Below are 18,186 nucleotides of genomic sequence, written 5' to 3' on the forward strand. Positions count from 1 at the left end.
AAAAAACCTAATAAGAGATTCTACGAAGTAGAATCCACCATTAGAAGTCACCCCACTGGAATAATTCGTCGGCTTCGATGTCGCGCTTGAGTTCTTTGCCGATGAGCATCTCGTAGAACTTAGGTGAGATGGCTGTACCTGGGCGCTTGTAATCGAGGTCTTCCTCTGTGAGGATGTGGCCCTTCTTGAGGTCGCAAGCTGCTACGATTGAGCGCTTGTACTCCTCACGCTGGTGCTTGCTTTCGTTTACAACCTTGCGGAAGCTTCCCATCATCTTGTAGCCCTGCTCTGCAGCGTCGCAGATGATCTTCATTTCCTCTGGGTTTGCTGATATTTTGTGATCCCATCCCTTCATGTTCTTGTCCATTGTGAAGTGCTTCTCGATGATGCAAACATTCTTTGCAATAGACATGATAGGTGCAACCACACCAAATGTATGATCAGAGTATCCTGTTGGATATCCAAATGCCATGCGGTACATATCGATGTTGTTGAGGTTAACCTGCTCATCTGCTGGTGGGTAGATTGATACGCAGTGAAGTACGCAGATTTCGTGGCATCCGCCTGCTTCGATAGCTGCGATAGCGTTAACAACATCATCCATGCCTGTAAGTCCTGTAGAGATAACTACTGGCACGCCCTTGCTTCCGATGTACTTAAGAAATGGTACGTTTTCAACGTCCATAGAAGCAACCTTGATGAATGGAACGTGAAGCTCATCAACAAGAAGATCAACGCCTGCCTTGTCGAAAGGTGTTGATGTGAAGTCGATGTCGAGCTCGTCGCAGTATGCCTTAAGCTCGTGATGCTGCTCCTTTGAAAGAGCGTAAGCTTCTACGATTGACTCAAGTGTATAGTCTGTTCTGTTGCGATAGTCATCGCCTAAGAAATAGTTGTCGTCGTAATTCTTCTTTGAGAATACATTGCTCTTTGTGAAAGACTGAAGCTTGATGCAGTCAGCACCGCACTCCTTTGCTGTCTTAATCATTGTCTTTGCAAGCTCCATATCACCGTTGTGATTTGCTCCAAGCTCTGCAATTACGTATGGCTTTTTGCCACCTGTTACCATATCCTGATAATTAAATCTCATAGGAATCCTCCATTAAAATATTGCTCCACCAATAACCGTTGCGGTCATGGCTTGTATCTATTGAATCAATATCCAGCTTCTGCAAATCCTGATACAGGTGCTCGAAGTATGGATATCTCTTTGCCAAGTTTTTATAGTGTGTCAGCTTTACCTGGTACTCCTGCTCCACATTGTGAGTGGTGCCAACCTGGTTGCTATCGTGAATACGATAGATGGTGTCGGCATTGTCAACAAGCTTGCCTGGGCCAATGTCCATGAGAAGCCTTGTGAAGAAATACCAGTCAAACACTGGGCAATCTCCCTCTGAAAGTGTGGCGATGAAATCGTCGGTCAGCATGTGGAGATTGATTGCTGTGGTGCCCATTCCGATGAAGTTGGACTGGGAAATAAGCCTTGCACTATCAACTGTTTTAGGCATGTTTTCAAGGACGGTTTTGCCATCCTCTGTAACTAATCCATTATAGTAGAAAGCATATGATTTGTCTAATTGGTAGGCCTCCTTGAAAGCCCCGATTCTGGTTGGCACGAATGTGTCATCTGCATCGCAAACTACCAGCAAATCATAGCCTAAGGCCTTGGCTTTCTTTATCATCTCAATGCGAGTCTGGGCTATAGTGCAGCCCAGCGGACGCAGGTTGAGAAAATTAACTTTGCCATTAATCTGGACAAGATTTTGATTTGCATCCTGCTGGTCATTAATCACATTAATCCTAATCAAATCCTCATCTGTGTAATTGTCATTAGTTATCAACAAGTCGAAGTCTTTATCCTGCTGGTTATCCACGGATGTGAGTAAATCCTTGAGGAAAACTTCCGCCTGCTTGTATATAACTGTCCCTAAAACAGTTTTCATACTGCTTACCTCTTTTAAATGCAATAATCAGGGTGACAGAGTAACTATTTTACAATCTATCTATGCCTAATTTTTTTATAAAAGTATTAGATTTCTAATACTTATTTTTAATACTTGAAAGTCTCTATTTTTTCTTTTGGGAGGCTTTCTAAAGTATTAAATGTTTTCATTTTTGTTTTTTTAATACTCTGAAATCTAGAGTTTCACTTTTTGAAAGCTCTCAAAAGTATTAAATACTTTTATTTTCATTTTTTAATACTCTGAAATCTAGATTTTCACTTTTAGACAGCTCTCAAAAGTATTAAATCTTTTGTTTTTTATTTTTTAATACCTGAGTTTCAGAGTAAATAAACACAACTCTATCTATGCCTATTATTTTCTTAGAATAAAAGTATTAATTATGTTTAAATTCATTTATTAATACTTGTTGACTGGATATTAAATTTAAAATTCCTGTTTCCAAGTATTAAATTATTGTTTTCTTTAAAATCAATACTTTCACTTTTATGTATCACCACATCTACATGTGATTGAGGTGATATTGATTAAACATTTTTAAATATGCGACTTTCAGATTAATAAAATATGACTTCTTGCTGACCCAATAAGGAAATTGTCAGCAAGAATCCTGCTTTGCAGGACATGAAAATAGACAAATCTATTTTCATGGTATTTACGGTTCCTGTTTTTCTGAGGAAAATCAAAAACCTATACATTCTTATAGATTTTACTATCTATACAATCATTCGTTTATTAGATAGTAGTAATTTCCTTTAAATTTACTACCTAAATTTGTTTTCCAATCATAGATAGTAATAATTTTCCGATTTACTACTATCCAATACCATATATTTCACTCAGATAGTATTTTTTTCCTATATCTCTACTATCTCTAATAAATTTCTTTCTCTAGATAGTAGTATTTGTCAGATTCTCTACTATCTAGATTGAAAACTAATCCACAGATAGTAGCACCTATCCAAATCTCTACTGCCTAAATCTAAAATCTCTTTCCAGATAGTATTATCTCCCAAAATCCCTACTACCTAAATCTAAACACACTCTCTAGGCAGTAGTTTTTCTCCAAATCCTTACTACCCAAATCAAAAATCTCACTCCAGGCAGTAGTAAGCACTGGTGGCTGTGCCACAGTCCCAGTTTCAGACCTGCTTGACTACTCCATATCTGCCGAAGGGCTAGGGTCAAGAGGCGTAGCGCCGCAGGCCTTGCTCTTGACACTTGTCCGCAGGCTGATATGCTGTAGCCAGCAGGTTGAAACCAACTCTTTAGGCTAGCCGTAAAACTATATACTGTTTACTCTTAATCTAAATCACCCTACAAATTGGTCCATTTGATCCATGAGGGTCTTCTTGTCGAAGTGGGCTTTGTTGTAGTTGCGAGAGTTCTCGCCAAGCTGCGCAAGGCGCTCTGGTGAAAGCTTGCTCATGGCGATAATACTTACCGCAAGCTCCTCGGCGTCACCGATGTCTGAACACATACCGCAATCAGCCTCGTTGATGATGCGGGCTGTTTCGCCTCGGGCTGAAGCAATGATTGGCATTGCGCAGGCCATGTATGACTGAAGCTTTGCTGGGATTGTCTTTGCGAAAAGCTCATCATCTGCAAATGAGATGAAGGCTGCATCCCCTGTTGCAAGAAGTGCTGGCACTTCCTCTGGCTTTACTCTGCCTGCAAATTCAAACATATCCCACACACCATGCTGAGTGATGGAATGCTCAAATGACTTTCTGGCTCTACCATCGCCAACGATAGTGAATCTGATATTTTTGATTCCTTCGTCGCGGATTTTTTTTGCTGCAAATGGAAGGATTTCCAAGCCCTGAGCCTGGCCAATGTTTCCTGTGAAGATTACATTGAAGCCTTTGTGCTCCTTCTTTGGCTGAGGCTGATAAAATTTCTCGGCGTACTGTGGCCAGAAGGAAACCTTATCCTGCTCATCCTCATCTACAAGCTTGCGAATCTCTGTTACGAAGCTTGGGCTGGTACCCCAGATGTGAGTGCAGCCTTTATAGATTTTTCTAACCATTCGCTCAATTGGCTTAAGCACAAGTGGGGAATGGATTCCTGTAATCATTTCCACATTGTCAGGCCACAAATCCTGAACATACAAATAACATGGGATGTGATGCATTCTTGCATATCTCACTCCCACCTTACATTGATTCATAGGAGATGTTTCAAACATGAACACCTCGTCAGCCTTTATCTTTGTGAACAAGCTCCACCAAAAGCCAAAGAATGGAAAACTAAAGTAATTCATTACCAATCCAAACTTGCCTTTTCCTCTTGCGATGAGAGGAATGCGGTGGACTTCCACGCCATTAATTGTTTCTTTTGTATTTTTGAACCAGCCATAGCCTGGGTAGAATTTACCCTCTGGGTAATTTGGAATGCCTGTAACTACAGTTACTTTGTAGCCGCGCTTCACCCACTCGAAGGCCATGTCGTTTATCCTAAATTGCTCAGGATAAAAATACTGGCAAATTATCAAAATATGTTTACTCACATTTATCTCCCGGCTTCCCTATACTCTGTGTATGCTTCTGCTCATATGTTACGATTACAAGCCTTAGTGTTTCTCCACTCGACTACATGTCTCGCTTGAGAAACCTAAGAGCTTGTCATCTACATATTTCACATAAGCATTCTATAATATATAGAAAACCTACTTATAATCTAATAATATTTTTATAATTTGCTGCCACCATAGGTGCAGCAATTAGTCAAACTTTCTTACCGTTTTGGCTGGGACGCCGACGACTTCGCATCTTCCCTTCGTGTTTTTGATGACGCAAGAGCCGGCCCAGATGTGGGTCTCGTCTCCGATTGTCTTGCCCTGTACGATTTGGGCGCCGGTGCCAACTTCGATGAGGTTGCCAAGTGTGCAAGCTCCGGAAATGTTGGCGTTAGGGTTGAGGGTGTTGAAATCACCAAGTTTGCTGTCGTGAGCCACGGTACAGTTGAAGTTGATAAGGTTCTGGTTACCGATTTTTACATCAACTGTGAGAATGGCGCCTGCACAGATAACATTCCCCTCTCCCATTTCAACACTATCTGACAAAGTGGCAGATGGGTCGATAAGATTAGGGAAGTGCACATGAGGATTTTTCTTGTAAAGCTCGTACAAAAACTTTCTGCGCTCCATTGAACCCATGGCGATGACTACGTCTAAATCCTCGGTAGCTTCAGTAACGAAGCTATCATCGCCAACTACGCCTTCGCCTGGTTCAATATCTATGTAACCTAATATGTTCCATGTTGGATTTACTGCATTAATGCGCTCTGCCAGCCACTTTGTCTCTTTGCCGGCACCGCCTGTTCCTGCAATAACTAAGTTTCTCATATTTTCTCCAATTCAATTCTCTACTAAAGTTAATTAGTGCTTGCTGTCTGTGATAGCAATGTTCTGGCCGCTGATCATATCTGCGCCGTCAGAAAGAAGGAATGCAAGTGTTGGCACAACCTGGTCTACTGTGAGGTTCTTGCCCATTGGCATATCTGCTGCATTCATTTCCTTGATAAGGTCTGGAAGATTGTCAAGGAAGCGTGTCTCTATCATCTCTGGGCTAACACCGTTGACTGTGATTCCCTTGTCTGCGTACTCAACAGCAAGTGACTTCATAAGGCCAAGAAGGGCGTATTTTGTAGTAGTGTAGACGCTCTTGTACTTTGGTGGCATGCCAACTGTGCATGATGTGAGCATGAAGATAACCTTGCCATATTTTTGCTTTGTCATAAAGGGCAAAAAATCGCCCAGTATATCAACTATTGGACGAAGGTCAGTCTCGGTTGCTGCTGCAAAATCACACCAGCCGAGCTTTTTGAATTTTTCATTTTCCATTGGTGCTGCTGCAAGATGTACCACGTGATCAGGCTTGAGTTCTCTTTCAGCCATAAAATCAAGCATCTTTCTCACCGACATAGCATCAGCAAAATCAGCCTGTACCATAACAAGCTTTTCCCCAAGCTTCTCCTCCAATGGAAGAAGACGTGAGGCGCTGCTGCGATAGTGAGCCACGATGGTATCGTAATTGTCAGCCACCAATTCAATAAGTGCAGTTCCTAGTTCAGAGGACGCACCGGTCACGAATAATGTCTTGTTTTCTCTCATCTAATCTCCCTCTATACCACGAGGATACCCATGGTTCCTCGGAGTACCTTTTTTCCATCCTGATTTGTGATGGTTACTTTTAATTCAAGACGCTGGACGCTTTCCACAAGCTCTGTGATTTCGCCTGTGACTGTGAGCTCGTCGCCGATGTAGACTGGCTTTGCGAACTTTGTCTCTACCTGCTGGATGAGGCTGCGCTCACCAGGGATGTAGACACCAGCTAATGTAGAGAGGAAGCTTGCTGTGAGCATGCCATAAGCCACGCGGCCTGGATGGCCCTTTGCCTTTGCAAACTCCTCGTCATTATGTAGTGGGTTGACGTCTCCTGTAATGCCTTTGAAGGCTTCAAGCATCTCCTCAGTTATCAAAACCTTGAAGCTTTCTGTCATCCCCACATTTAATTCATCAAAAGTATAGTTATTCATTAAAGCTTACCTACAATAGTATCAACCATTTCGCCTACGTTCTTGAGGGCCTGGATTTCCTTCATATCGAACTTTACGTTGAACTTCTTTTCGCAAGCTACAACGAGGTTAATCTGCTCAAGTGAGTCCCAATCCTCGATGTCATCAGCTGTTGTTGCATCTGTGAGTTCGATATCATCATCGTCAAATACATCTCTAAAAATATCTGTTAATGTTGCGAATACTTCTTCTCTTGTCATTATTAATTCCTCCAAAATCAGTTAATTAGTATATTCCAATTGCGTTCAAAATCTCTGGTGCAGCCATGCCATCTCTCAAGTGAAGTAAGAAGTAGATGGTGCCGCACAAGCCAACCATAAGGGCTACGTTTTGAATCAAAATCAAAGCTAGTGCTTTTTTGTCTTCCTTTGCATCTGTTCCAAGGGCAATGCACATGCACATGTAAACTGGAATCAGATAGCGGTAAGAAATCTGGATACGCTCACTGCCCTCTGCAGGTGTGAAACGTACAAGGCAGCCTGCGAAGATTGCAACTACGCAAATCAAAAGGCCTATGCCGATGATTACGTACTGCCATTTCTTGAGGCGTTTTCCTTTGTTTATTATCAATCCCAAAATGAGAACGATAAGCATTGTAACTACGCAAGCCATTGGTACTGTTGCGTTGAGCTTGATGTGGCCAAGCTCGGAGCCGATTACGTGATGAATGTTGTACCAGAAATCGACCTTGATTCCTTCCCATGCAAACTGAAGTGTGCCAAGTGGATCATCCAAAACATCGTACATGCTGTATGCTGCACGGCTGGCGTCCTGCTCGATGGTTGCGTGATTGTGAGCAAGCACGAACATATCGTAAAGGATGTACATGTATTTGCCGGCGAATTTCTTTACCACAAGAAGTGCTCCTGCGATGAATGCGCCTGCCAATGTGTACTCGTACCATTTCTTGCTCTTGCCAACATCGGTCCACCATTTCTTAAGTGGGATGGCGAAGAACCATACTGCAAACAGGGTGTAAACCATTTTGTTTGGTATGAGAATCACCACGATGATGGCGATTAAATATATGTGCCAAGCATGAAGCTTCACATTTTCCTGACTGAGATATAGGCAAGTAGTCAGCAAAATGAATGAAAACAGGATGCTCATGTTGTCGTATGAATATGATGAGCAAAGCTGCAAGGTGGTTGGGAAGAGTGAGAACATCAGCAGCTGCAGCTTACCAACAGGAAGCAGCTTGATGCAAATCCAACCAGCCAGCACGAGGGTCAAGCTGTTCATGATTCGACCCATGAAAACTACACCGGAGAAACCGAATCCAAGGAGACGGGCGATTGCAATTCCAAGGCCGGAAAGCAAATAGCGCCTTGCCTGGGTAGGCTTAGTGTAGCACTGAACCAATTCCTTCATATCGTCATCTGTGTGGAACCAGTTGCCATCGGCCAAAATCTGGTACTGATATGGGAATGTGACATCGATGTAAGGCAGCTTGTAGTAGTCTTCTGCACGCATGTAGAAGTAAGATGTGCCTTCAATCCAGTTGCCGTAGCTACCTGGAGTAGTGTCGAAGTCGTGGTCTTTTATTCCTAGATAAATGTTGGAGCAATGATATGCACTGTAGAAGTGCTGCACCTCATCGGCTCCGGAAATAGGAGGCATAACGAACTGCATGCAGATGCTCCAGCCGATTGCCAAAACCAAATAGATTTTTGAGTAACTCCACTCTTTATCTAGAAGCAAAAATCTTGCAAGGTAGATAGTGAGAGCTATCATCACAATCAATATAAGGGCGAAATAACCGTTGTAAAATTTTGTCTTTGTAGTGTCGAATGCGTTGAGGCAGAAGAACACAATTGAAAAGATGATTCCAAATGCGCTGACTAAAACTGTCCCCAGTTTGAACGCCTTATCCATTGTCATTGGATAAAAGAAACTCTTTATTTTTTCCAAGGATAATCCTCTCTATCTATTATTTGTTAATTCCACGTAAGCGATTTTCCATCTTGCCAAGCTCATCAAGCTGGCCCATGTCCATCCAAGTGTTTTCGTTGATTGGGTAGACACCAACCTTCTTACCATCGTCCTTTAAGCGGTTGATGATATCAGGGAAGCCGATGAATTCGTCATCGTTGATGTAGTCCAAAACCTCTGGCTCTACGATGTAGATGCCTGTGTTTGTGAAAAAGCTGAACTCTGGCTTTTCCTTCATATCAATGATGTTGCCGTGCTCGCCAAATTCAACAACGCCGTAGGCAACCTGGAAGTTGCGAAGTGAGCAAACCATAGTAATCATGTTGCCCTCAGCCTTGTGGTGAGCGTAAATCTTGGAATAATCCTCCTCGATAAGAATGTCGCAGTTTGTAAGGATGAAAGTCTCATTAACCTTGCCACGGAGAAGTGAAAGGCCACCGCCTGTACCAAGTGGCTTGTCCTCATCCACGTACTCGATTGTGTATGGCTTTTCAACCTCACCGAAGTATGACTTAATCATATTTTTCTTGTGGTTAACTACAAGAATCATTCTGTCGATGCCATATTCTGCGAAGCTATCCATGATGAGCTCTGCAATTGGCTTCTCCCCAACTGGGATAAGTGGCTTTGGCAAAATGCGTGTGTATGGGTAAAGACGAGTGCCCTTGCCGCCTGCCATCATGACAACTGGGCAAGATAACTCGCTCTGCTTTTTATAATGATTTTCACTCCAGAAGACTGTGTCGATAACAACACCATTTTCGTCTACGATTGGCAAGCCTTCGATGTTGTGGCGGCGCAAGAAATCTCTTGCCTCCTCCTTTTCATCGGCCTTAAGACTACGAGGCTTGTAGTTTGCGATTGTGCGCACTTCATCATTTAAATCTCCGCCAGAGAGAATGAATCTTCTTACATCTCCTTCGGATAGTGCGGCTATCAGCTTATTGTTTTCATCGACAATGAAGGCAGTGCGGCGGCCACTAGCGTCAAAAGTACGCATAGCCTGAAGCACTGAATCTTCCTCATGTATAAATACATTTTCCATAGAATTTACTCCGCAAAAGTCTTTACCACGTCGAGGACACGATTAACGCCGGCCTCGTCGAGGTTTGTTGAACATGGTACGTTTACAACGCGTTTCCAGTACCATGGTGCTTTTTCAAGTTCGAATGTGCGAGCTCCCTGATATGGAAGCTGATCTGAGATAAGTCCCCAGATTGGACGAGACTGGATGTGGGCTTCCTTTAACGCTTCGATGAGCTGGTCGCGACCCTTCTCGTCATTTTCAAATACTACTGAGTAGAACCAGTAGTTGCTGCGGATGCCTTCTCTGAAGTCCTGAACGTGAAGTCCTGGCATCTTGTCGACTGCATCCTTGTATAAATGATAGTTTGTTGTCTTTGTCTTGATGAAATCTTCAAGCTGCTCTAACTGGGCTATTCCGAGGGCTGCCTGAAGGTTTGTCATTCTGTAGTTGAAGCCGATTTCATCGTGGATGAAGTTGGCCTGGTCTGCTTTGGCCTGAGTTGTCAAATGCTTTGCATGAGCAAGAAGCTTTTCATCATTTGAAACAATCATTCCGCCACCACCTGTGGTGATGATTTTGTTTCCGTTGAATGAATAGCAACCCATATCACCGATTGTTCCGGCAAACTTTCCAGCGTATTTGCCCTCAGTGTAGTATGTTCCAAGTGCCTCTGTTGCATCCTCTACAACCTTGATGTTGTACTTTTCAGCGATTGGCATGATGGCTTCCATGTCGGCCATGTTTCCGAAGACATGTACTACTACCATTGCCTTGATATGGCGGCCTGTCTGCTTGTCGATAAGCTTGCCATCTGTGAAGTCGCACTCTGTCTCGCAGAACTTCTGAAGCTTCACTGGGTCCATGCAAAGGCTATCGTCGCAATCCATGAATACTGGCTCGGCGCCGATGTACTTTGTAGGGTTTACTGCTGCAATGAATGTAAGAGTTGGAACGATGACTGCATCTTCACGTGTAACCCCACTGAGGAGTAAGCTGATGTGAAGGGCTGATGTACCATTCTGGGTGCTGACTGCACCTGGAGCCTTTACATACTCTGCAATCTTCTTCTCAAAATCTGAAACATATGGGCCCGCTGTAGATACCCACTCAGTCTCTACAGCGTCCGTAACATATTTAAGTTCGTTACCCTTCAAATTTGGAACAGATAACGCAATAAATTCATCTGACATTTCTAATACCTCTAAATGTTATATATATCGACTTTATATTTATCCATATTCTCACGTAAGAACGCGATGGTCTCCGCGAGACCCTGCTCGAATGTGTACTGTGGCTTCCAGTCTGTGAGCTCAAGGATCTTCTTGTTGCTTCCAAGGAGACGGTTTACCTCAGACTTCTCTGGGCGAAGGCGATCTTCGTCGCAAATGATTTTTGCATTAGGGTTGATCTGGCGGATGAGCTCCTCAGCGAGCTGTCCGATAGAGATTTCCTTCTGTGTTGCGATGTTGATTTCCTGGCCGATTGTCTTGTCGCTTTCATACATAGCGATGAAGCCGTGGGCTGTATCCTTTACGTAGTTGAAATCACGTGTAGGAGTGAGTGAACCAAGCTTGATCTCCTCCTTGCCAGCAAGTAGCTGTGTGATGATTGTAGGGATAACGGCACGTGCTGACTGACGTGGTCCGAATGTGTTGAATGGACGCACGATTGTAACAGGCAAATCGAATGAACGATAGAATGACTCTGCAAGTCTATCTGCACCGATTTTTGTAGCTGAGTATGGAGACTGGCCCTGGTATGGGTGCTTCTCGTCGATTGGAACGTACTGTGCTGTTCCGTAAACTTCTGATGTAGAAGTTACCAAAACTCTGGCTGTGCCTAGATCTCTGGCTGCCTGTAAAATATTAAGAGTTCCCTTGATGTTTGTGTCAACGTAAGCATCAGGGCTGTGATAACTAAATGGAATTGCAATAAGGGCTGCAAGGTGGAATACTGCATCGCATCCCTTCATAGCCTCGCGAACACCGTTAGGGTCGCGAACATCACCAGCGAATACCTCAACGTGATCCATAATATCCTTTGGAAGTGTGTCGAGCCATCCCCAGTTATTGAATGAATTGTAGTAAACGAATGCACGAACTTCGTAGCCCTTCTTTACTAGCTCTTCTACTAAGTGTGAACCGATGAATCCATCTGAACCTGTAACTAAAACTTTACTCATTTTCTTTTACCTCTAAAAAATAATCATACATAGACTTTGCTATAAGTGAAATGTTGTCTGGCTTTAAGCGGTCGGCGCTGAGCACATATGTGTTGCCGACGCGGGCGCAGCTCATATAGGCTGCCAAATATTTGATAACATCCTCACGAGATGGCTGCTTCCAGTTTGCCATGGCATCAAGATAGTTGTCATAAATATCTTCAATGCGCATGATGCCTGGTGCATTCTTGTAGAGAATGTCGCCACCCATGATAACTGGTCTGCGAAGAAGCATGGCTTCCTGACCAGCGGTACCAGTAAGTGTTGCAACGCACTGGCAGTTTTTGATGAGGGCGAATGAATCCTCCCATGGGTCGATAAGGACGATGTTTGGATATTTCTTCAGCTCCTCGTAGAAGCTGTTGTCCCTGCTACCAAGAAATGAATAGTGCTCCTTTGCATAAATCAATGTGTCAGCTGGAACTGACTTTGCCAAATTATCCAGGAAGAAAAGCTGCTTTTCATATTTCTGAGCGCAGACAATTGTGGATGCCTCTGGCTGAAGATGCAAAGGATAGTAAACAAACTTCTTTGATAAATCTGCCTTGTTGTAATACTTCTTGCTCTTTTTATATCTTCTATAAAATTTCCATGGATCAAAGGCTGTCTCGTAGTCCTTGTAGTACATGTAGTTGCCCTTGTCCAATGTGTGCGGATTGAAAAATCTCTGACGAATCCAAAACAGTGGCAAAATCAAAAAGCTTGGCTTGAACTTTGGCACCTTGCCGGAGAAGTTCATGAATGCTGGCTTTGAATGCTTTTCCTCGAAGGAGTTGAGATAATCCTCAGCCTGCTTTAGCTGCTCGTCAGTGTAGCTTCTGTCCAGATAATCATCTGGCATGTTGTAAATCATCTCGAATGGGTCGTTCAAGATGTAATGATGAGTCAGATCCATTCCAACGGAGCGCATCAAAAGCAGTGAATAGAACTTTGCTCCTGTCTTCTTTCCAACTAAGTATGCTGCATAGGTGAAAAGTGTGGCGATAACCTCATCAAAGTAAAAATCTATTTTGTATGTGGTGAACACATACTCCCAAAATGCAAACAAGCCTGCGGCTGTGTGCACGCAATAATCGTAATCGCGATTGATTAAAAATCTATCTGTGTAGATGTATTTCCACATTGGGGCTGCATCGTACTTTTTCTCGTACTCGCAAAGCTTTTCCAAAGTGAATTCGTCCCAATGGGCGTTCATGAATTCTGAAAGAACAACAACGGTAACGTCATCGCCATATTTGCTTTCAACGTACTGCTTCTCCTTGGAATCCAGCACAACAATTACGCCATTGGCCTCGCTATCGTGTTTTTCTTTTATATCCTTAAATATCAATGGAGTGTAGTCGAGGAAGGCCTCGCGCCCCATAAAACATAAGTTAAGCATTTTTATCTCCTAAAGAAAATTAACTTAGTAAGTATACCACAGACAATAAGTATGGTAAACAAAGCCAAAGCTGCGGCAACATAGATGTTTTCTATGAGCATGTAATAAAGTATGCCAGGGATGACGATGGCTAAAAGTGGTAGCCAGCTGTTGGCGAATAATTTCAAGAATGAGTAGTTGAACTTTCTTGAAAGCTTAATCATCAAAAGCAATGAGTAAAGGGCGTAGCTCATACCGGTGCCGATGGCAACCATGTTGATGCTTCGCTCTACAAAAACAACCAAGCCGGTTGAGAAAATCACATTGAAAATGCAAAGGGCAACTGAGTTTGCAATCAGTGATTTGTTTAGCTTAAGCACGCTGAAAATGTTTCCGAAAAGCATGGTTGTGGAATAGATTGCAACGCCGATGATAAGAATCTGAGTTGCAGGAGTTCCATCTGTGTACATTGGCATAAACATCTGCACGAAGATTGGCATGATGAAGAATACGCAAACACATGCTGCTCCGGAAATAACTGATGTGATGTTGGTGAAATAGCTGGCCTTTTCAAGGAGCTGCTTTTCATCTTTATTGGCCCCATACAAATGAGAAACCTTTATGTAAAACACCTGGGAAATCGTCTGTGGGACAAGCACCATAGTGGTGAATCCCATCAAAGGAACTGAGTAAACTCCCAAGTCGTCAGTAGTCAAAAATCCAAGGATAACGAATTTATCCACGCTTTGAACCAAAGTCCAAATCAAGCTGTTGATTAAAAGTGGAAGGCCGCCGATAATCATGACTTTCATATATGAAAAGTCGAAGCTGAGGCGCACTCCCTTAAGTGCATTCTTGCGGAACATGATAATTCCGAGTAACGCTGATGACATTGTCATGGCGTAAAGGCCGTAGTAGCCAACCAGGTTAAGTGCAGCGACGCCGATTCCAAAGGCAATGATTGTACGAAGCAATCCGATAGCTGCGGAATAATTGTATTTACCATTCATTCTGACTGTGGCGTTTGACATATCGTCAAAGCTTTTCAGCAGAATCATGATTGGGCACATGGCATATCCAAAGGCATAATATGCCTGGTACTGGTCCATGCCGATGCGGCCACGATAATAAAAGAAAACCCAGGCTTCAAATACCACAAAGATGATAAGGTAAACCATCAGCATGAATGTTGCTGCTGTGTTTTTCAGTTTATTTGCTGTTTCATAATCCTTTCGGCCGAGGGCCTGAGGATAATCCCTGTTGTAGGCGTTGAGCACACCGAACTGGGCATAGTTCATATAGGTCTGGGCCAACAGGCAAGTGCTGTAGATACCCAGTGGTGTTACAGGAACAAGAGACTTTGAGTATACGCTGAAAATAAATGATATTCCCGAGCAGATGACTGTGGACATAGTCACTAATATGAAATCTGCGCTTTTAATTTTTTCTAGCAGTTTGGTAAGCATCCTCATAAATCTTCTTTACTTCTTCCATGTATGTTTCATAATTATTTAAGTCCTTGGCGTGTCTTCTGGCGCCATCAGACTTCATTCTGTAAATCTCCTGGTTATCCAGAAGCTCATTGATGTTGGAAACAAATGCGTCTCTATCCACAGGCTTCTTGTCTGTGCCGCATACTTTTCCACAATCATCATTGACGGTGGTGATAAGTCCACCAACCTTGCTGACAAGCACAGGCTTGCCAAAGGCCATAGCTTCCACAGCTGCCATACCGAAGCCTTCGAACTTGGAAGGGGCCACAAGAATCTTCGTCTGATTCATGTAGATATATGGATTGTGCTGAAGGCCGACCATCGTTATATTGTCGGAAAGATTGTATTTTCCAATTAATTCAAGGCACTCGCTTCCTAAATCTCCACCACCAACAATGATGGCCTTGATATCAGGATGAGTTTCCTTGACCTCTTTAACAATTCTTACGAACTCGTAAGGGTTCTTGTCATCTGTAAGATATCCTACGAAAAGCAGGTCAGATTTGTACTTTTCCAGCTTTTCTTTTGACATCTCTGTGCCTGGTAAATATCCCTTTTCAAAAATCTTTACAGCATTGAAAGGTGTGCCAAGGACCACAGTTTTACCTGCCATCTTATCCTTGAACCATGCCTTCTCTTCCACGATTTTGTTTGGAATAATTATCTTTGTAAAGTTCTTACATGCTCCGCCGTAAATTACGGATTTAGGGCCAATTTTCTGAACCCATTTTGGCACAGAATAGATGTGGCTGATGATTGGAATAGTGTCCGTCACCTTTGTGCACATGAGGCTGCAGTCATATTCATAGGCATGAATGATATCTGGCTTTACCTCATCAATTGCCTCTTTAATAGCGTTTTCATCAACCTTTTCAACACCGATGTATTCGATGTCATGCTCCAATAGCTTTGTTTCTACGGAACCTGTGGCTGTGAGATACACGCTGTGAATATCTTCTGGCATGGCGTTGATAATATTAATCGCAACATTTTCCATGCCACTGTAAGTTGATGACTTTGAAACATGTAAAACTTTCATAGTACTTCTACCCCCGCAAATAGTTACGTTTATAGGTTACTATATATTTCTTTCATTCTTGTGTTCACGTGAACTTTGTCGAAATTTTCCATCACGGCAACGTTATGTGAGCCCATTGCTCGGCGGTCGATTTCAGCTTTGGCCATCATGCGATCAAGGGCTGTCACAAGTGTGGAAGCATCCTTGGAATCGAAAAGATATCCACCAACACCTTCTTCAATCAAATCCACATTGCCGCGGATACGGCTGCAAACAACTGGCATGCCAACTGACATAGCCTCCATCAGTGCAACTGGAAGGCCCTCCTGATGAGATGGGAACACGTAAATATCGCTGGCTGCAAATACATCAGCTACGTCGCTTCTAAAGCCAAGCATCTGAACCTGCTCCTGAAGACCAAGTTCGTTAATCTTGTTCTGAAGCTCCTCAGCGATTTTGCCTCTTCCGGCGATAAGATATTTAATCTTGTAATCTTTGCCGGCATCCTTCATCTGTTTCAAGGCTTCAAAAACTTCCATGTGGTTCTTACGAGGAATCAACTCGCCTACTGACAATAAAACGGTTGTTTCATCATCGATACCAAGCTCTTTTCTGATTCTTTCGCGACCGTCTGCGCTAGCTACAAATTTGTTTGTATCAACGCCGGCGCCTGGTACGTAAACCACTTCCTTGGCCTTGAACTTCTGAGCGTTTTTGTAATCTTCCTGATTGATGGTTATCAACAGGTCGGTAAATTTACTACAGTACTTTTCCACATTGTAGAACACCAACCAGTTCTTAAGTGGTGCTCCCTTGAAGAAGTGGAAACCGTGTGCTGCGTAAATAACCTTTGTGCCGTAAAGCTTTCTAGCCTTTCTGCAGGCCAGGCGGCAGATAACTCCGCCGATTGGCGACTGGGTGTGGACAATTTCATACCTGTTTGTCTCCACCTCGTGCTTTAGTTGCTTATATGCCTTGGAAAGCTCTGAAATGTTGAAAATCTTTCTAAGACTGGCTGTCTCAATCACGCGACAGCCAAGGTCATCAAGCATCTTTCTGCGAGCCTTCATAGCCTCGGGAGAAAGAGCGCTATCATCATCTGCCCAGCAACAAGCCACATCTACTGTGTAGCCAAGGTCCTGCAAAATCTTAATATTATCTATATTAAACTGTGTCACCATGTACGCTGTATGCGCATGCATTAAAGCTTTTTTACTTGCGGACATTTGCATTAACCTCGCCTTCAGCAACACCTTCTGTGGCATCCTTTGTAAAGATAACACGAAGGGTCATAAGGATTAGCTGGATGTCCAAGAATACTGAACATTTCTCAACGTAAATCATATCCAGCTTGAGCTTGTCATAGGATGTGGTGTTGTATTTGCCGTAAACCTGAGCATAGCCTGTAAGGCCAGCTTTTACGTGAGTACGGAATGCAAACTCTGGCACATCCTTTATGTATTCTGCAATGATTTCTGGACGCTCAGGACGAGGGCCAACAACTGACATCTCACCCTTAAGGATGTTGAAGAACTGTGGAAGCTCATCAATACGAGTCGCTCTGATAAAATGTCCAATTGGAGTGATTCTATCGTCGTTCTCGCTGGCAAGACGTGCCTTTCCATCCTTCTCCGCATCTGTAATCATTGAACGGAACTTCATGATTTTGTATTCTTTTCCACCGATAGTGCAGCGAGTCTGTTTATAAAAGACTGGGCCGCCGTCGTAATTGTGGATAAGTATAGCTGTCACAAGCATAACTGGTGAAGAAATGATGATTCCGATAAGTGAAATCACGATATCACCAAGACGCTTGAGTGTAGCTGAAATGCCATCCATTCCAACATTCTTGCAAAGGTAAAGAGGTGTATCGAAAAGGTTAACCTCCTCTGCACCCTTGATAAGGATGTCTGAAATCTTTGGTGTAAAATATACACGCTTATCTGTTGCGAAGCAGGCCTTTACAATGTCGTTTCGGATTTCCGATGGAACGTCATTTACTAGAACTGCGTCGTAGTTTTCAAGCTCACGGATAATCTTATCAAGTGGCTCCATGCAGCTCATTTCGCCAGTGATTCGATACTTGTCTGCACGACGATTCATCTTGCGAACAAGGTCGTTTTCGTATTCTCCGTAGATATTTAAAATTGTGAAAGGTGGGAACACTGCGCGATAAAGCTTTGTGCTGACATATGTGATTACAAGCACTGCAATAGCATCTGCAATAGTAAGCACAATGATGTAAGCCAATGTCATCCACATCAACTGCTTGATACGTGTCATCAAAATTACGATTACAAATTCAAGCATATTTACAAGTCCCATGGCGATAGCCTGAGACATTGTGAGGATTGATATTCTTCCACTTCCGATGTTGAAGCCTTTGAATGTGTTGATCATGAGAACTGTCAAAACCACATAAAGGCCGATCATTAAATAGTTACCGATACTCAAGAATCGCTGTGACATAAGCATCTGTAAACGCATATACCACATAACGCCAAAGAGCGTGGCTAGTACTGCGACTAAAACCACGCTACTTACGAAGCGAAACATTCTTTTGCCAGTTTCTATATTTCTTACGTTTTGATTCATA

At 43.0% G+C, this 18,186-nt stretch carries 16 protein-coding genes; all 16 read right to left on the reverse strand.

The genetic code is table 11. From position 1 onward, the window contains the following. Nucleotides 1–40 precede the first annotated feature (40 nt). The 16 genes from E7274_RS02860 to E7274_RS02935 all read right to left on the reverse strand — a co-directional run bounded on the left by E7274_RS02860 (nt 41) and on the right by E7274_RS02935 (nt 18,185). Nucleotides 41–1,090: an N-acetylneuraminate synthase family protein gene (locus tag E7274_RS02860; RefSeq protein ID WP_049960424.1), complete on the reverse strand. Its 1,050-nt coding sequence runs from the start codon at nt 1,088–1,090 to the stop codon at nt 41–43. Next, nucleotides 1,080–1,943, reverse strand: a complete 864-nt coding sequence (locus tag E7274_RS02865; protein ID WP_304173570.1) for a hypothetical protein — start codon at nt 1,941–1,943, stop codon at nt 1,080–1,082. The genes E7274_RS02860 and E7274_RS02865 overlap by 11 nt, the downstream gene beginning before the upstream one ends. Nucleotides 1,944–3,273: 1,330 nt before the next feature. Continuing rightward, nucleotides 3,274–4,470, reverse strand: coding sequence for a glycosyltransferase family 4 protein (locus E7274_RS02870; RefSeq protein WP_304173572.1), 1,197 nt, complete (start codon nt 4,468–4,470; stop codon nt 3,274–3,276). 213 nt (nt 4,471–4,683) lie between these two features. Further along, nucleotides 4,684–5,307, reverse strand: coding sequence for a NeuD/PglB/VioB family sugar acetyltransferase (locus tag E7274_RS02875; protein WP_304173574.1), 624 nt, complete (start codon nt 5,305–5,307; stop codon nt 4,684–4,686). Between the two features lie 33 nt (nt 5,308–5,340). After that, the gene (locus tag E7274_RS02880; protein ID WP_044938812.1) at nt 5,341–6,075 is read right to left on the reverse strand and encodes an SDR family NAD(P)-dependent oxidoreductase; all 735 of its coding nucleotides are present in this window, start codon (nt 6,073–6,075) and stop codon (nt 5,341–5,343) included. An 11-nt stretch (nt 6,076–6,086) separates the two neighbouring features. Continuing rightward, nucleotides 6,087–6,500, reverse strand: coding sequence for a MaoC family dehydratase (locus E7274_RS02885; RefSeq protein WP_304173577.1), 414 nt, complete (start codon nt 6,498–6,500; stop codon nt 6,087–6,089). Next, complete coding sequence (locus tag E7274_RS02890; RefSeq protein ID WP_044938818.1) at nt 6,500–6,739, reverse strand: acyl carrier protein; 240 nt, start codon at nt 6,737–6,739, stop codon at nt 6,500–6,502. The genes E7274_RS02885 and E7274_RS02890 overlap by 1 nt, the downstream gene beginning before the upstream one ends. Nucleotides 6,740–6,764: 25 nt before the next feature. Next, a complete protein-coding gene (locus E7274_RS02895) occupies nt 6,765–8,450 on the reverse strand; it encodes a DUF2142 domain-containing protein (RefSeq protein ID WP_304173578.1) in 1,686 nt (561 codons plus the stop codon). A 19-nt stretch (nt 8,451–8,469) separates the two neighbouring features. Beyond that, nucleotides 8,470–9,516: a sugar phosphate nucleotidyltransferase gene (locus E7274_RS02900; RefSeq protein WP_304173580.1), complete on the reverse strand. Its 1,047-nt coding sequence runs from the start codon at nt 9,514–9,516 to the stop codon at nt 8,470–8,472. Between the two features lie 5 nt (nt 9,517–9,521). Continuing rightward, nucleotides 9,522–10,688 carry a LegC family aminotransferase gene (locus tag E7274_RS02905; protein ID WP_304173582.1) on the reverse strand — a complete coding sequence of 389 codons (1,167 nt, stop codon included), beginning with the start codon at nt 10,686–10,688 and terminating at the stop codon, nt 9,522–9,524. An 11-nt stretch (nt 10,689–10,699) separates the two neighbouring features. Further along, entirely contained in the window at nt 10,700–11,680 is a 981-nt protein-coding gene (locus E7274_RS02910) for an NAD-dependent 4,6-dehydratase LegB (protein WP_044938831.1), read from the reverse strand. Continuing rightward, the gene (locus E7274_RS02915; protein ID WP_304173584.1) at nt 11,673–13,100 is read right to left on the reverse strand and encodes a capsular polysaccharide export protein, LipB/KpsS family; all 1,428 of its coding nucleotides are present in this window, start codon (nt 13,098–13,100) and stop codon (nt 11,673–11,675) included. Before E7274_RS02915 ends, E7274_RS02910 begins: the two co-directional genes overlap by 8 nt. A gap of 2 nt (nt 13,101–13,102) precedes the next feature. Next, a complete protein-coding gene (locus E7274_RS02920; RefSeq protein WP_304173586.1) occupies nt 13,103–14,545 on the reverse strand; it encodes an oligosaccharide flippase family protein in 1,443 nt (480 codons plus the stop codon). Continuing rightward, nucleotides 14,517–15,611 carry a glycosyltransferase family 4 protein gene (locus tag E7274_RS02925; protein ID WP_304173588.1) on the reverse strand — a complete coding sequence of 365 codons (1,095 nt, stop codon included), beginning with the start codon at nt 15,609–15,611 and terminating at the stop codon, nt 14,517–14,519. Before E7274_RS02925 ends, E7274_RS02920 begins: the two co-directional genes overlap by 29 nt. Nucleotides 15,612–15,640: 29 nt before the next feature. Beyond that, the gene (locus E7274_RS02930) at nt 15,641–16,816 is read right to left on the reverse strand and encodes a glycosyltransferase family 4 protein (protein ID WP_304173590.1); all 1,176 of its coding nucleotides are present in this window, start codon (nt 16,814–16,816) and stop codon (nt 15,641–15,643) included. Next, nucleotides 16,803–18,185 carry an exopolysaccharide biosynthesis polyprenyl glycosylphosphotransferase gene (locus tag E7274_RS02935; protein ID WP_044938841.1) on the reverse strand — a complete coding sequence of 461 codons (1,383 nt, stop codon included), beginning with the start codon at nt 18,183–18,185 and terminating at the stop codon, nt 16,803–16,805. The genes E7274_RS02930 and E7274_RS02935 overlap by 14 nt, the downstream gene beginning before the upstream one ends. Nucleotide 18,186: the final 1 nt, after the last annotated feature.

The organism is Pseudobutyrivibrio ruminis (genome assembly GCF_015057245.1).
Classification (GTDB): domain Bacteria; phylum Bacillota; class Clostridia; order Lachnospirales; family Lachnospiraceae; genus Pseudobutyrivibrio; species Pseudobutyrivibrio ruminis_E.

Excerpts from the sequence above, each read along its gene's own strand:
- E7274_RS02885 (WP_304173577.1), bottom strand. The coding sequence starts at position 6,500 with ATGAATAACTATACTTTTGATGAATTAAATGTGGGGATGACAGAAAGC.
- E7274_RS02905 (WP_304173582.1), bottom strand. The coding sequence starts at position 10,688 with ATGTCAGATGAATTTATTGCGTTATCTGTTCCAAATTTGAAGGGTAAC.
- E7274_RS02930 (WP_304173590.1), bottom strand. The coding sequence starts at position 16,816 with ATGTCCGCAAGTAAAAAAGCTTTAATGCATGCGCATACAGCGTACATG.
- E7274_RS02865 (WP_304173570.1), bottom strand. The coding sequence starts at position 1,943 with ATGAAAACTGTTTTAGGGACAGTTATATACAAGCAGGCGGAAGTTTTC.
- E7274_RS02890 (WP_044938818.1), bottom strand. The coding sequence starts at position 6,739 with ATGACAAGAGAAGAAGTATTCGCAACATTAACAGATATTTTTAGAGAT.
- E7274_RS02925 (WP_304173588.1), bottom strand. The coding sequence starts at position 15,611 with ATGAAAGTTTTACATGTTTCAAAGTCATCAACTTACAGTGGCATGGAA.
- E7274_RS02915 (WP_304173584.1), bottom strand. The coding sequence starts at position 13,100 with ATGCTTAACTTATGTTTTATGGGGCGCGAGGCCTTCCTCGACTACACT.
- E7274_RS02910 (WP_044938831.1), bottom strand. The coding sequence starts at position 11,680 with ATGAGTAAAGTTTTAGTTACAGGTTCAGATGGATTCATCGGTTCACAC.
- E7274_RS02920 (WP_304173586.1), bottom strand. The coding sequence starts at position 14,545 with ATGCTTACCAAACTGCTAGAAAAAATTAAAAGCGCAGATTTCATATTA.
- E7274_RS02935 (WP_044938841.1), bottom strand. The coding sequence starts at position 18,185 with ATGAATCAAAACGTAAGAAATATAGAAACTGGCAAAAGAATGTTTCGC.
- E7274_RS02860 (WP_049960424.1), bottom strand. The coding sequence starts at position 1,090 with ATGAGATTTAATTATCAGGATATGGTAACAGGTGGCAAAAAGCCATAC.
- E7274_RS02875 (WP_304173574.1), bottom strand. The coding sequence starts at position 5,307 with ATGAGAAACTTAGTTATTGCAGGAACAGGCGGTGCCGGCAAAGAGACA.
- E7274_RS02900 (WP_304173580.1), bottom strand. The coding sequence starts at position 9,516 with ATGGAAAATGTATTTATACATGAGGAAGATTCAGTGCTTCAGGCTATG.
- E7274_RS02880 (WP_044938812.1), bottom strand. The coding sequence starts at position 6,075 with ATGAGAGAAAACAAGACATTATTCGTGACCGGTGCGTCCTCTGAACTA.